Consider the following 13,394-nt stretch of genomic DNA (forward strand, 5'->3'; position numbering starts at 1 on the left):
CTACTAAGAATTGCCAGCGCGCACTACGTCGAGCGCATGACGGAGGTCCGGTGGATATGGTGAGCAGATCTCCATCCATTTACCCGAGGCGGGGTGCTCGAAACCGAGTCTAACCGCGTGCAGCCATTGCCGCTCTAGGCCTAAGCGCTGTGCCATAACCGGATCGGAGCCGTACATCGGATCACCGCAACACGGGTGATGCAGTGCAGCTGTGTGCACGCGAATTTGGTGCGTCCGCCCAGTTTCAAGGTGTACTTCTAAAAGCGAAGCCTCCACGAAAGCTTCTAGGGTTTCATAGTGGGTAACCGCATATTTACCGTCAGTGGTCACCGCGAACTTCCATCCCGAACTTGGGTGGCGGCCAATGGGGGCCTCAATTGTCCCCTGGAAGGGATCCATATGACCTTGCACGAGCGCATGATAGGTCTTCTTGACGGTCCGCTCCTTAAAGGCGCGCTTGAGTATCGCATAACCGCGCTCGCTCGCCGCCACTACCATGACACCTGAGGTGCCAACGTCTAGACGTTGCACGATTCCGTTGCGTTCTGGGGGGCCGGAGGTAGATATTCGAAAACCCGCAGCGGCTAAACCCCCAACAACAGTGGGACCTTCCCAGCCCACCGTGGGGTGGGCAGCTACTCCTACCGGTTTATCTACCGCTATCACATCCTCGTCAGCATAGAGGATGTCGAGGCCCTCAACAGGTTCAGCTTTGGGTTCTAGCGGCTCCTGTGGCGCAGGAAGAAGCACTTCGAGAAGGCCACCTGGGGTGATCTTATCTGCCTTTCCCAGGATTTTCCCATCGACTGATATATCGCCATTAGTGGCGAGCTCAGCGGCAACGGTGCGTGAAATCCCAAGCAATTTGGACATGGCAGCGTCGACACGCATTCCATCTAAACCTTCGGGGATTGAGAAGGTGCGGTGTTCTCTCACTGGGCACTCCTCTCCGCGAGGAGCGAACGTACCACATAGATCGCGATTCCTATGGTGAGGCAGGCGTCGGCAAAGTTGAAAACCGCGAACCGTGAGACCGAAATATAGTCAACAACATGCCCAAAAAAGAATCCTGGAGGTCGTATCAAACGGTCAATAAGGTTTCCCAGGGTGCCACCGCCGACAAGACCAAGGACGATACCGACCCACACCGTATTAACACGGAACGAAAAAACTAGAATGCCAATGAGCACGACCGTTTTAATGAGCGTAAATAGCCACGTCGTACTCGAGCCCAGGGAGAAGGCGGCACCAGAATTGAAGGCGAGACGAATGCTCAGCCACTCCCCCACGATCGGCCATCTGTCACCGCGGGCGATATTGGCGAGGATCCACTCTTTGATGCCTTGGTCTAGGAGAGCCAAGATCACGATGATCCCCCAGATCATGCCAGTTAAATATAAGCTTTTCGATCTCTGCACCCTCTTATCTTTGCAAAAGGACCCTCTTTTCGCTACCTTGCCCCCGCTACCAACAGGTAGGCTACGTACATGTTTTCTCTCTCTCGTACCCTTGTCAGTCTTTCGGTAGCCATCATATTGACAGGTATTGCAGGATGTAGTGTCACCGGTGAGCGCGATCAAGTACCGGTTGACCAGGCTGTAGGTCTAGCGCTACAGCCCCCACGAGTTCGACTTATTGAGAAAGGGGAAAGCCCCCGCAACCCCCTGATCTTTCAGGATCACAACACCCCCACTCAAGCAGCGACCGTGAAGGTCGGGTCCTCGCTGAGTCAGCAGATATCGACCGGCGATACGCTCAGCCCCCAGCCTTCCTTAGACGCGGCGTCACCTGCGGTGACCACGCTTAAGGTCACTGCGGAGAGCGTCCCTGCTCAGCAATCCGAAGAGTCCACTCGAAGCGTTTTTCTCAAGGTCCGCAGCGCCAATTCCGATACCGATCTCGATACTGCCCGCGGCTTCGGTTTTGGATGGTTCGCTGACGATTCCGGGAGGATCTCTTCCGTTAATTTTGCTGCTCCCACTCAGGCCACAGATGCTGCCCGAGCCCAGACAGAAGACAGTTTGCTGACCCTGGTGGGGCTACCGGTAGTTTTCCCCCAAGAGCCCGTTGGGGTCGGCGCTAGATGGACAGTTGAATCACGGATCACTAGTGCTTCCGCCAGCTACTTACAGGATATGACCTTCGAGCTTCTCGAGCGATCTGGATCTGTGGTGCGACTAGGAGTGAGTGTTCAGCAACGTCCCTCGCAGGGAGCCATCGAGGCTCAAGGGGAAAAACTAGAGGTTATCAGCGCCGAGAGTGTAAGCGAAGGCGAGTTAGTCATTGATACCTCCCACCCGCTGCCTGTTTCCGGTAGTTTAAAAGTTATCGCGCGAGTTATATATGCAGCCGCGGGTAATGAGGTGCGGGTGGTACAAGATAACAGCACCGTTGTGGAGTTCGTTCCACCGCAGTAAAAAGGTAGTGGAGATACTAGGTGCCACCACCTCCCTGCCCACGGCCACACAGGCGTCATGAGGTCAATAGATTTATAGGAACGAAAAAGTGTACAGGTCCTGTCGCACTGAGCAATTAGAGTCTTTGAGCCAAGATCATAGGGGGAAGATTGTGCAGCTTGCTCGCAGAGATGCCAGTGAAAGCAACCTTCAGCTCTGGAGTGTAGCGTAGGTACGCGATGCGCACAGGCAGATTGATGATGCACTTATCGACGACTCTAGGCGGTGTGGACGCCGTGAGCGCGCTATCTCATCGAGCATAAGATACCCCCACTGCTGTGGTGAGGGGATCAAGCGGTCCCCGCATTCCCTGCTTCGCGGGGTGCCGGACTCGAGGCACCGGGCGGCCGCTGGAGTGCGTGCTCGCACGGAAAGCAGTAAGGCATAGGTGGTGATCGCGCCATCAGCGCTGGTGTATAGCTGGTTTTATGTGGTGAGTTGCTGAAACGCTCTCTATAGCCTAAGCGCATCTTCTCGTCGTGCACGAGATACCACATACACAACACCCCTTGGGAATCCCAAGGGGTGTGACTTTGCTAGGTTATTTCTTTTTCGGCGCTGATATGCTAACTTTTTCGATCTCCACACTCTGTGCGGGTGGGCCATCGACTGCGCCATCTTTGACTCCATGAGCAGCGATATCCCTAAGAACGTCCATCCCTTCAGGTTCCACGGTTCCAAAGAGTGTGTAGTTAGGGGGCAATGGGGAGTCTTTGTAGTTGATGAAGAACTGAGATCCGTTGGTATCAGGGCCCGCATTAGCCATGGCTACAGTGCCGGCCATATAGAGTCCTTGCGCAGATTCTCCAACCGGATATTCATCGGCAAAGCGGAAGCCGGGGCCACCTCGTCCGGTTCCCTCTGGGTCGCCGCACTGGAGCACATAGATCCCGTCAGTAGTCAGACGATGGCACACCGTATTGGTGTAGAAGCCGGACTTCGCCAGGTGAGCGATAATCGCCGAGGTACAGGGAGCTTTGTGCGGGTCAAGGGTTAAGGGGATATCGCCGCGGTTAGTTTCAAAGACTAAGGAGACCGGGTCAGATAGTTTGTCTTCCGGGAGTTTTTCGGAGATATCACCGAATCCCTCTGCCGTGACACCACACTCAGCGGCGAAAACCGCTGTCGCGTCTTGCGCTGCTTCGCCATTTGGTGCCGTCGATGAGTTATCAGTACTGCACCCTGCGATAAGAGCACCACTACTTAAGGTGATCAGGGCTATCTTGACTAAGCTCTTCATCAATTCTTCGTCGCCGTCCTGTATCTTTCTGGTTAATATTTTCTACGCTGCTGGTGGGGCTGGTGGCATCTCAGCATCTTCTGGGGACGCTGGCACCTCAGGGTTCTCAGGAGCAGCAGGCTCATTACCTAAGGTCTCATTACATAGCGGTGGGACCTGTTCGGGAGTAACCGTATTGGTAATTAGGGTACAGGCCCAGGATTGGGATAGCTTCCAGTGCCCATCTTCGTAGATGAATTCTACATTCTCCGCTGGTTGAGGTTCCCGATCCGGCAGCATGAAATTGACCGTTGCCAGTACTGAGTCAGGGGTATAACCGGGAAGAATGGGCTGAACCACCTGGAACTCTGCACCTGATTCCAACTTAGAATCGGTCATGACCTGGAAGAGCTCTGGTACAGTTTCGCCACCTTGGACCGTTTTGGTCTTCTCTTCCACTGGCACGTTGGGGTCGGCTGCGAGAGCCAAGAGTGCATTGAGTTCCTCGGCAGTAGGCAAACTGGGGGCCATAGCCTCCGTGGGACTCATCGTGGTCTCTGTAGGGGCCACTGTATCGGTGGTTGCATCGGTATCGGTCGAGCAGGCGCTCAAACTGAATGCGGTGGTGGCAGCAAGCGCTAGGGCCGCGATTTTCGACGAGGTCATCAAAGAAATCTCCTTTATCGGTTCACGATCGGATCTAATCCCTCTAGACTATCGCAGGAATATCCTCAGGGCGAAAAATTCTCGCACCACCAGCCACTGTGGCACCCTATATCTATGAGCTCTCCTACCTTGCCCAAGATTGTTGTCGTGACCACCGGCGGAACCATCGCTTCCGTGGCACATGCCGGCGGCGCTCGCCATCCAGAAATTACTGGCGAAAAACTCATCGCCCCGATTCGCCAGCGTTTTCATGATCAGTGCACGTTTGAGGTCAGGTCTATTGGCGTCATTGACTCGTCCGCCATGACCTTTGCCACCATCGACACCATCGTTACTGCCTGCCACGAAGCCCTGCGCGATCCCACGGTAACGGGTGTCATAGTCACGCACGGAACCGATTCGATGGAAGAGACAGCGATCGCCCTCGATACCTTCCACACCGACGCTCGCCCGATTGTTGTTACTGGCTCCCAGGAACCGTTCGATTCGGAGCACTATGACGGCTACGATAATCTTGCTGATGCTGTAATAGTCGCTTTAGATTCAAGCGCTCGTAATATAGGAGTACTGGTCACCTTCGGTCGCGCAGTCCTAGCCGCACGCGGAATGATGAAATGGCATACCAGAGACTTCCTCGGTTTTGCCACGAATGCACCCGAGGAACCCGAGCGGGCAGAGCCGGTGCCGGTGGTTCCACTTGAAGATATTCGGGTTGACATTATTTATGCTTATCCTGGGGCTCCGCGCACTCTTGTCGATGCTGCTCTAGCAGCTGGAGCGAACGGTCTCGTTGTCGAGGCGATGGGGGCCGGAAATGTTGGTGCTGAGATGGCGGCGGCGTTGATCGACGCCCGTGAGAAAAATATTCCCGTTGTGATAAGCACGCGTGTGCCCAGAGGCGAAGTGAAGGCATTGTACGGCGGGGCGGGCGGTGGTAGTACTCTCAAGGCCCATGGTGTCGTAGGCTCGCGCTATTTTCGCAGCGCCCAGGCTCGCGTGCTCCTCGCGATTGCCATCGCCTCAGGCCGTGTGCCGGAAACTCTCTTTTAGAAATCTTCCTCAGCTAGGTTGTCTGGCCACGCCAGGCTCGCTATAGGATCAGCCGGCTCTAGGAGGGGATCATCGGTTGAGAATGTCTTAATAAATCCCGGGCCTGTCGCGCGGGTTTCAAAACGGACGGTCAGCACTCCGTGTCCACATCCTTGGATCCACCCATGACCATAGTCAGGATGGGAGATATCTTGGGTGGGGCGCCATCCGCCATTATCGTGGGAACTAATATCAACCTCGGTGCTGATTTCTGGGGTCGAGCTACGGACTCCGACCTCGTAGTCAGACTCTGCCGACGCTACTGGTTTACTGGGCAGCAATTCAGGGAATAGCATCTCCTGGCTCGGCATTTCGAGGTTGGAAAAGGATACGCCGACGAGGCGAATAGGTCCTACTTCCTGCGGATAGCGGAGGAGCAATTCCGCTGTCTTTTCTAATAATTGCTGGTCGTCGGTGGCGTAGAGGAAAGAGTGGGAGCGTGTTTCGTTGTGGTGATCGGCCATTTTAAGTTTGACACTGACAGTGCGCGCTCCTCGTCCATCTTTGAGCAAACGTTGGTGAGCGCTGCGAAAAGCGCGCTGCAAAGCCTGGTCCACATCGTCTTTTGCGATCAAATCTTCTGAGTAGGTAAATTCGGCGCCCACAGATTTTGCAATTGCGCGGGGGGCTACGGGACGGTTGTCGTTTCCCCGGGCAATCTCCCACAAAGCTAGCCCTGTGGCTCGACCGAGGGCAATTTCCACTTCTTTTTCTTCAAGCGCGGCAAAATCGGCAATCGTATGAACCCCTAGATCTTTCAATCGGCGGGAAGCCACTGGTCCGACTCCCCATAGTTTTCCTACTGGCAGAGCACCGAGAATTTCGCGCTCATCTTCGTGATTAATAACAGCTACCCCATCCGGTTTCGCCAAACCAGACCCGATTTTTGCAGCCTGTTTTCCGCTTCCGCACCCAATAGAGCACGTGAGTCCTGTTTCTTCGCGGATTGCTTGTCGCAAGTTTTCAGCCCACGCTGTCACCTCTTCAGCCTCTTGACCACGTAGGTTCTCCGGCTCTAGGAATGCCTCGTCGATAGAGAGCTGTTCGATGAGACCCGCTTTATTTTTCACAATACGGAAGACCCGCTGAGATACTAGTGAGTAGACGTTTTTCCGGGGTGAGATAACTACGGCACTATATCCCACGAGATTTTTTGCTTGATGCATGGGCATGGCTGAATGGGCACCAAAGGCACGCGCTTCATAGCTAGCGCCCGCTACTACTCCGCGCCCGGAGGTGCCGCCCACAAGGACGGGGCGTCCCTTGAGGGTCGGTTTGGTGAGCTGTTCCACTGAGGCGAAGAAGGCATCCATATCAATGTGCAGTACCCACCTCTTATCCATGCGAACAAGTGTACTAAAAGCACTATCAGGTGCAAATGCGGAAATTTGAGGGAAAATATGGCTATTATTTGATAGTCAAAACAACTAATATGATTAATGTGTACGCGATAAAAACATCGATCAAATACGTCCTCACACTCATCATATTGCTCGCCATCACTTGCACCCCGGCGCAGGCAAAACTCCACTCCACAACGCTTATCGGCTCCGGAACTGGCGCCGAGTACGTGGCTCTCGGCGACTCCTTCGCCGCGAACCCTAGCACCATAGAACACTACGAGATCCTTAACCCCAATGAATTCTGCCGATATGGGGATATCTCATACCCAGAAGCGCTTGCTCGATACTTCAACAGTTTTGCTAATTTCACCTGTTCAGGTGCTGTCATCCGCGACGATTATATCGGCCGGCCAGTCAAAGCCACGATGATGACACTTCTCAACAATGCCGCCCCATCTCGAGCTCTCGGCCCCGATACTCAGATTGTCACCATCACTATCGGAGGAAATGAATCCTGGAATGGTGTCCGTGACTACGGCCTTGCTGGATCAACGCCCCTTGTCACCACTGATAATTATATTATTCGTATAAAAGAGTCGATCAGCCGCATTAAAGAATTAGCTCCGCAGGCGCGTATTTTATTGGTGGGGTATCCCGAAGTTGTCGGCCCCGATAATCAAGGCTGCTTGATCAGTAGTGATCGCTTTGGATTTCCGATCCACCTATCCATACCTGTAGTGGGTGCCTACGACTACGTGCGTGCTCTAAATCACGCAATGCAGGAGGCCGCCCCACTTTTAGGGGTAGAGTACGTCGATGTCTATACCGATTCGATTGGGCACGGTTTGTGTGCACCTGAGAATCAGCGCTATATCAAAGCCATTGTGGATACTCCGGCGCGCGATCCGATGTTGCCGCTACACCCCACCGAATTAGGTACTGAATTCCAGGCTCGCAAGGTTGCCGAGTATTTGAATCTACAGTAAAAAAAGAGGCCTCGCTATGAGGCCTCCTTTTTATAACTTTTTATAACCTAGCTGCGCTGCAGGTGCGCACTAACTCCACTGAGCACCTCGTGATCCAAGGTTTCGTTGCTCACGATAGAGAATTCGGTGGCTAATACTTCGCCAGCGATAAAGTCGCGGTGGCGTTGAGCCCATTCCACCTTCTCACCTGGCACCGACAGCACCACGCTGATGCGATCGGATACCTCAAAGCCACTATTCTTTCTGGCGTCTTGAAGACCGCGCACAATATCAGCGGCCCATCCCTCGGCTTCAAGGTCCTCCGAGAGCGTCGTATCCAATACCACCAGTCCACCGACGCCCTCGATGGCTGCCGTCGAGGCTGGATCGGCGGCGACGAGCCGCTCGCTAAATTCTGCTGGTTGCAATTCGATGCCGTCGGCAAGCAGGGTTCCGGTCTCTAGAATTTCGTAGTTACCAGCCTTCACAGCCTTAATCACCCGTTGTACGTCCCTGCCGAGGCGAGGACCAGCTACCTTGGCATTCACGACGGCCTCGAAGCGGCCCACAGAATCAACATTCGAAGTTAGCTCTACATTTTTTACATTCACTTCGTCGCGAATGATCGAAGTAAATTCCGCCAGCCGTTCTGCCTCAGGAAGAGCCACCGTGAGCTTCGACAGCGGTAATCGATTACGTAGCTTATGAGCCTTTCGCACAGAGGAGCTCGCCGAGCATACCCCGCGGATATCATCCATGGCGCCGACCAAGTTCTCATTGGCCGCAAAATCTTTGGCCCGAGGATAGTCCGTTAAGTGCACAGAGCGACCTCCGGTTAAGGCCCTCCAGATAACCTCCGAGATCATGGGCAGTAGTGGCGCGGTTAGACGGGTGAGCGTCTCAAGCACGGTGTAGAGGGTGTTGAAGGCCTCGGGGTGCTCTTCGTCGCCCGCCCAGAAACGCTCACGGGAGCGACGCACATACCAGTTCGTCAATGCATCACAGAACCAACGCACCTCATCACAGGCCCGTGCTACGTCGGTTGCATCGAGCGCTGTGGTGATGTTATGCACCAAATCGTGCAGCTTAGCCAGAATATAGCGGTCGAGGACGTCCTCGGAATCTAGGGACCACTGGGCCGGCTTCGAGGAATAGAGTTGGAGGAAAGTATAAGCATTCCACATGGGCAGCAAAGCTTGGCGTACACCTTCGCGAATGCCTTGCTCGGTGACAATAAGGTTGCCGCCACGCAGGATCGGTGAAGACATGAGGAACCAGCGCATAGCGTCGGACCCATCTCGATCGAAAACCTCATTGACATTCGGGTAATTGCCCTTGGACTTGCTCATCTTCAGACCGTCGTCGCCGAGTACGATGCCGTGAGCAACTACCTTCTTATACGCTGGGCGGTCGAAGAGAGCCGTAGCCAGAACGTGCATAGTGTAGAACCAGCCACGTGATTGCCCCGAGTATTCCACAATGAAATCTGCTGGTGCGTGGGTGTCGAACCACTCTTTGTTCTCAAAGGGATAATGCTTCTGCGCAAATTGCATCGATCCAGATTCAAACCAGCAGTCAAGAACCTCCGGAACGCGCCGCATCATCGACTCCCCTGTCGGATCATCGGGATTCGGACGCACGAGCTCATCAATATACGGGCGGTGAAGGGAGGTCGGCCGCACTCCGAAATCGCGCTCAAGTTCATCAAGGGAGCCGTAGACGTCTATGCGTGGATAGTTTTCATCGTCGGAGACCCACACTGGGATAGGCGATCCCCAGTAACGGTTGCGGGAGATATTCCAGTCGCGCGCACCTTCAAGCCATTTGCCGAATTGGCCGTCGCGAATATGCGCAGGCATCCATTCGATCTGCTCATGGTTGAGTTCCACCATGCGATCGCGGACTTTAGTGACCGCCACGAACCAGGACGGCAAAGCCATGTAGATCAGCGGCTCACCGGAGCGCCACGAGTGCGGATAGGAGTGCTCAATAGTTTGATGGCGCACCACCCGTTGCGCTTTTTTAAGATCTTTGATGATCTCCTTGTTGGCATCAAAGACTAGTAAACCCTCATATTCAGGAACGAGGCTGGTGAATTTTCCATCCATATCCACCGGAATCACCACATCGATTCCATGGGCCTGGCAGGCGATCATATCATCTTCACCGAAGGCCGGAGCTTGGTGTACGATGCCGGTGCCGTCTTCGGTTGTGACATAGTCAGCGCCGATGATCTGGAAGGCATGCGGGTGGTCAAGGAAATAATTGAAAACCGGCTCATAGGTCAGTCCGATCAAGTCGGTACCGGGGTGAACTGAGATAATCTCAAAGTCCCCAAGCTCAGCCGCGTAGGAGTCCACGAGGGCTCGGGCTAGTAGGAAATCTTGACCCACAAAATCCGCTGCTCCCGATGGGCCCACCTTGACGCGCACATATTCAACGTCGGGGTTGACCGCAAGTGCCAAGTTGGAGGGCAGGGTCCACGGCGTGGTGGTCCAGGCAATCGCAGCCGCTCCAACAAGATCGGGATTAGCACTACTTCCCTTTCGGAACCCAGTGATCGGCAGGGTAACCGTTAATGTGGGATCTTGGCGCATCTTATAGGAATCGTCGAGACGCGTTTCCTGATTAGATAAAGGAGTATGCTCGGCCCAGGAATAGGGCAGTACCCTAAAGCCCTGGTAGATCAAGCCCTTGTCGTAGAGAGCCTTAAAAGCCCACATGACCGATTCCATAAAGCCGAGATCCATGGTCTTATACCCATTGGCAAAATCCACCCAGCGGGCTTGTCGGGTTACATAGTCCTTCCACTCTTCGGTATAACGAAGAACCGAGGTGGCGCAGAACTTATTGAATTTTTCCAGGCCCATCGACTCGATCTCGCCCTTGTCCTTGATGCCCAGCTGCTTCTCAGCTTCCAGCTCTGCGGGCAGTCCGTGGCAGTCCCAACCGAACACACGGCTGACAAGATTGCCCTGCATGGTGCGATAACGAGGGATAATATCTTTGACGTAGCCTGTCAGAAGATGCCCGTAGTGAGGCAAGCCATTCGCGAAGGGCGGACCGTCATAAAAGACGTATTCCTCCTGCCCCTCTCGCTGGTCGATAGAAGCTTGGAAGGTGGAATCTTCCTTCCAGTATTTCAGTACTGCCTCTTCCATATCGGGGAATCTGGTTGACCCCCCTGTCATATCGACCTTGGGATAAACTTTGCCGAATTCGGACATTCAACGCTCCTTCAAGAAAAACTTGTGGGTTCCACCAGATGCAGGGACGCTAGTGTCGCGCGGTACCACCCTGCTTGAATGCCATCAGCATTCCGCTTCGTTTTTCTTGCTGCGAGGATATGACGGTCCCACCCGCTCAGTTCTACTGAGAGGAAACGCACTTCGGTGCGGTTTTCTCCGTTCTTCCGAGAAGCTCCCCCGGTGATAGCCGAGATCGTTGCCTATAGTGAGATAAATTATAGCGCGTCCTGACAAAAAAAGACCAGTTCCCACCACGAGGTGGAAACTGGCCATTAAGCTAACCGAACTACTCAGCTGGCTTAGCGGAGGTTCGGGACTCCAGCTCAGCAAGCTGCGACTCAAGGAGGGTCTTCAGGCGGGTACGGTATTCGCGCTCGAAGGTGCGCAGCTCAGCAATGCGGTTTTCCAGAGCATTCTGCTGCTGCTTGATGGTAGCCATGGTCTCGGTATGCTTACGCTCTGCGTCAGCTTGGAGAGCATTAGCCTTGTCCTCAGCGGCCTTAATTTGTGCATCTGCCTGAGCTTGGGCCTCGGATAGAGCTTGGTAGGACTTGGTTTTCGCTTCCTCAAGGAGACGCTCGGCGGTGATATGAGCGTCGTGGACCTGCTTTTCGGAGCGCTCGCGAGCGTCATCCAAAGTAGCCTTAGCGGAAGCCTCAGCTTCGGCTACTTGTTTCTCAGCCGCGGAGCGAGCGTCGTCAAGAAGCGACTTGGACTCGGTCTTTGCCTCGTAGGTCAAGCGGTCCGCCATCTCCTGAGCCATACCAAGTACGCGGGCTGCTTGCATATGGGTATCGGCGGAGGCTGCCTCTCCGCTTGGAGCTGCGATGGTAGCAGGTGCGGATTTCTGGGCGGCAGCAAGTTCGTCCTTTGCGGACTGAGCCTCAGTCTGAGCCTTGCGCACAGCCGACTCTAGTTCGACGAGTTTCTTTTCGTATTCGGCCTTGAGCTGGTTTTCCACCTCGGCTCTTATAGCTGTCTCGTTAGCTCCACTTGGTACAGCCTGAGGAACGATACCCGATTGCAAGTCGGCGATTTGTTTACGCAGATCGTCGTTCTCGTCTTGAATCTCGGCGAGGGTATCCTCAACCAGATCCAAGAACTGATCGACCTCGTCCTCGTTGTAGCCACGCTTACCAATCGGCGGCTTGCTGAATGCGACATTATGCACATCGGCTGGAGTCAGCGGCATGGAAATTTCCCTTCGAGATTCAATCTATTTCGACGTGCTCTGTCGCTCGCCGAACTTACATTTCTTACCTAGAATAACCCACTAAAGTCGCTAAAGGTAATGAAGACACGACTAATTAAAAGTGGACTCCCGTTTATATTAGCCCCTTATTTTGATATGCGCACCAATTTCTATAAGTAAATTGCAGGTTATTACCCCATTGCTTGTGCACTCCCGTGCCTGCCCAACGGTGACTTATGATGAGCGATTACCAAGAAAAAACCCTCCCAGCGCCTCAACGAAAGTCAAGACTAGGAGGGGGATTTGCGAACCTTCACATACTGTTTAGAGCAAAACCGCTATTAAAACCTTGGAAAACGAGAGGGCGAAGAAAAGGATAAGGATGGAAACGTCGAGCGATACGCCACCGAGTGGGAGCGGAGGAACCACTCGTCTGAGCGCCTTGACTGGCGGATCAGTGACCACGAAGGCAGCCTCCGAGAGCCGGTTGAACCAGCTAGGCGCACTGTAGTTTCGAGAGAATGTCACAATCATCTCAACCAGGATGCGCGCGATAAGGACGAAGAGATAAAGTTCGATCGCCCACAACAGGATAATTTTGATAGTTTCCACGGAGAACTTCGGGCCCTTTCACAGATAAACAGGACAAAAAAGTCCTTGTCTCGGTACACTAGTCAGCCTAGTGCACCGTGACAAGGTTTAAAAAGATGACTTCCACCATCGAGCGCCGAAATTAGTGGATATGTGCAGCCTTCTTCAACTGCTCGCTGTCAAGATCGCAGTGCTCAGGGATAACAGCGAAAATACGGTTCTCTAGCTTAACCATTCGACCACGCAACGCATAGCAAAGACCTGCGGCGAAATCGACAATTCCTTTGGCTTCCTTGGCATCCAAGGCCGCGAGGTCGAATACGACGGCATCCCCGTCACGGAAGGGCTCACCGATCTTCACGGCATCATTATTGCGGTAGATTTTCACGGAAACTACCGACGCTTCGACACGGGTACGAATGGCATAGTGATCCTCGCGCTCACGAGCGTAGCTTGGGGTCCGATCATAGCTTTGAGGCTCCTCGAAATAGGCATCCTCAGAGTCATATGGGAAGGAGTCGGGGTCAGCGCCGAAGAAGAATTCTTTGGTGGATTTAAACAAGGACATAGTGGGAACCTTTCGGGTGTGTGCGCCGCGATCTCTCGAGCGCTACTGCGGTGGTGG

Annotated in this window: 12 protein-coding genes; 3 read left to right on the forward strand and 9 right to left on the reverse strand. The window is 53.9% G+C overall.

Annotation, left to right across the window (positions count from 1 at the left end; genetic code table 11):
- Positions 1-3: 3 nt before the first annotated feature.
- Together N7326_RS01980 and lspA are read right to left on the reverse strand one after the other, a co-directional pair.
- Positions 4-891: an RluA family pseudouridine synthase gene (locus N7326_RS01980; RefSeq protein ID WP_259077082.1), complete on the reverse strand. Its 888-nt coding sequence runs from the start codon at positions 889-891 to the stop codon at positions 4-6.
- A gap of 41 nt (positions 892-932) precedes the next feature.
- Positions 933-1,385: a signal peptidase II gene (lspA, locus tag N7326_RS01985; protein ID WP_259076152.1), complete on the reverse strand. Its 453-nt coding sequence runs from the start codon at positions 1,383-1,385 to the stop codon at positions 933-935.
- 102 nt (positions 1,386-1,487) lie between these two features.
- Between lspA and N7326_RS01990 the strand changes: the two genes are divergently transcribed.
- The gene (locus tag N7326_RS01990) at positions 1,488-2,417 is read left to right on the forward strand and encodes a hypothetical protein (protein WP_263088060.1); all 930 of its coding nucleotides are present in this window, start codon (positions 1,488-1,490) and stop codon (positions 2,415-2,417) included.
- A gap of 580 nt (positions 2,418-2,997) precedes the next feature.
- Here N7326_RS01990 and N7326_RS01995 read toward each other — a convergent pair.
- Entirely contained in the window at positions 2,998-3,696 is a 699-nt protein-coding gene (locus N7326_RS01995) for a peptidylprolyl isomerase (protein ID WP_263088061.1), read from the reverse strand.
- Positions 3,697-3,738: 42 nt separating this feature from the next.
- Positions 3,739-4,341 (reverse strand): hypothetical protein, encoded by a 603-nt coding sequence (locus N7326_RS02000; RefSeq protein WP_263088062.1) that lies wholly within the window; start codon positions 4,339-4,341, stop codon positions 3,739-3,741.
- A 108-nt stretch (positions 4,342-4,449) separates the two neighbouring features.
- On the opposite strand from N7326_RS02000, the gene N7326_RS02005 reads away from it, so the two are divergent.
- Positions 4,450-5,391, forward strand: a complete 942-nt coding sequence (locus N7326_RS02005) for an asparaginase (protein ID WP_411512285.1) — start codon at positions 4,450-4,452, stop codon at positions 5,389-5,391.
- Here the strand turns inward: N7326_RS02005 and N7326_RS02010 are convergent.
- A complete protein-coding gene (locus N7326_RS02010; RefSeq protein ID WP_263088064.1) occupies positions 5,388-6,773 on the reverse strand; it encodes a DNA polymerase IV in 1,386 nt (461 codons plus the stop codon). The genes N7326_RS02005 and N7326_RS02010 overlap by 4 nt on opposite strands.
- 98 nt (positions 6,774-6,871) lie before the next feature.
- Between N7326_RS02010 and N7326_RS02015 the strand changes: the two genes are divergently transcribed.
- Positions 6,872-7,759 (forward strand): SGNH/GDSL hydrolase family protein, encoded by an 888-nt coding sequence (locus N7326_RS02015; protein WP_263088065.1) that lies wholly within the window; start codon positions 6,872-6,874, stop codon positions 7,757-7,759.
- Positions 7,760-7,806: 47 nt separating this feature from the next.
- On the opposite strand, the gene ileS is transcribed toward N7326_RS02015, so the two are convergent.
- The 4 genes from ileS to N7326_RS02035 all read right to left on the reverse strand — a co-directional run bounded on the left by ileS (position 7,807) and on the right by N7326_RS02035 (position 13,337).
- Positions 7,807-10,965 carry an isoleucine--tRNA ligase gene (ileS, locus tag N7326_RS02020; protein ID WP_259289270.1) on the reverse strand — a complete coding sequence of 1,053 codons (3,159 nt, stop codon included), beginning with the start codon at positions 10,963-10,965 and terminating at the stop codon, positions 7,807-7,809.
- A gap of 307 nt (positions 10,966-11,272) precedes the next feature.
- Positions 11,273-12,178 carry a DivIVA domain-containing protein gene (locus N7326_RS02025; protein ID WP_259076135.1) on the reverse strand — a complete coding sequence of 302 codons (906 nt, stop codon included), beginning with the start codon at positions 12,176-12,178 and terminating at the stop codon, positions 11,273-11,275.
- 324 nt (positions 12,179-12,502) lie between these two features.
- Positions 12,503-12,790: a YggT family protein gene (locus N7326_RS02030; protein ID WP_259076133.1), complete on the reverse strand. Its 288-nt coding sequence runs from the start codon at positions 12,788-12,790 to the stop codon at positions 12,503-12,505.
- Positions 12,791-12,911: 121 nt separating this feature from the next.
- Positions 12,912-13,337, reverse strand: coding sequence for a cell division protein SepF (locus N7326_RS02035; RefSeq protein ID WP_263088067.1), 426 nt, complete (start codon positions 13,335-13,337; stop codon positions 12,912-12,914).
- Positions 13,338-13,394 lie beyond the last annotated feature (57 nt).

This window comes from Corynebacterium sp. ES2794-CONJ1 (genome assembly GCF_025660615.1).
GTDB lineage: Bacteria > Actinomycetota > Actinomycetes > Mycobacteriales > Mycobacteriaceae > Corynebacterium.

Excerpts from the sequence above, each read along its gene's own strand:
- N7326_RS02000 (WP_263088062.1), bottom strand. The coding sequence starts at position 4,341 with ATGACCTCGTCGAAAATCGCGGCCCTAGCGCTTGCTGCCACCACCGCA.
- N7326_RS02035 (WP_263088067.1), bottom strand. The coding sequence starts at position 13,337 with ATGTCCTTGTTTAAATCCACCAAAGAATTCTTCTTCGGCGCTGACCCC.
- N7326_RS01995 (WP_263088061.1), bottom strand. The coding sequence starts at position 3,696 with ATGAAGAGCTTAGTCAAGATAGCCCTGATCACCTTAAGTAGTGGTGCT.
- ileS (WP_259289270.1), bottom strand. The coding sequence starts at position 10,965 with ATGTCCGAATTCGGCAAAGTTTATCCCAAGGTCGATATGACAGGGGGG.
- N7326_RS01980 (WP_259077082.1), bottom strand. The coding sequence starts at position 891 with ATGCGTGTCGACGCTGCCATGTCCAAATTGCTTGGGATTTCACGCACC.
- N7326_RS01990 (WP_263088060.1), top strand. The coding sequence starts at position 1,488 with ATGTTTTCTCTCTCTCGTACCCTTGTCAGTCTTTCGGTAGCCATCATA.
- N7326_RS02010 (WP_263088064.1), bottom strand. The coding sequence starts at position 6,773 with ATGGATAAGAGGTGGGTACTGCACATTGATATGGATGCCTTCTTCGCC.
- lspA (WP_259076152.1), bottom strand. The coding sequence starts at position 1,385 with ATGATCTGGGGGATCATCGTGATCTTGGCTCTCCTAGACCAAGGCATC.
- N7326_RS02025 (WP_259076135.1), bottom strand. The coding sequence starts at position 12,178 with ATGCCGCTGACTCCAGCCGATGTGCATAATGTCGCATTCAGCAAGCCG.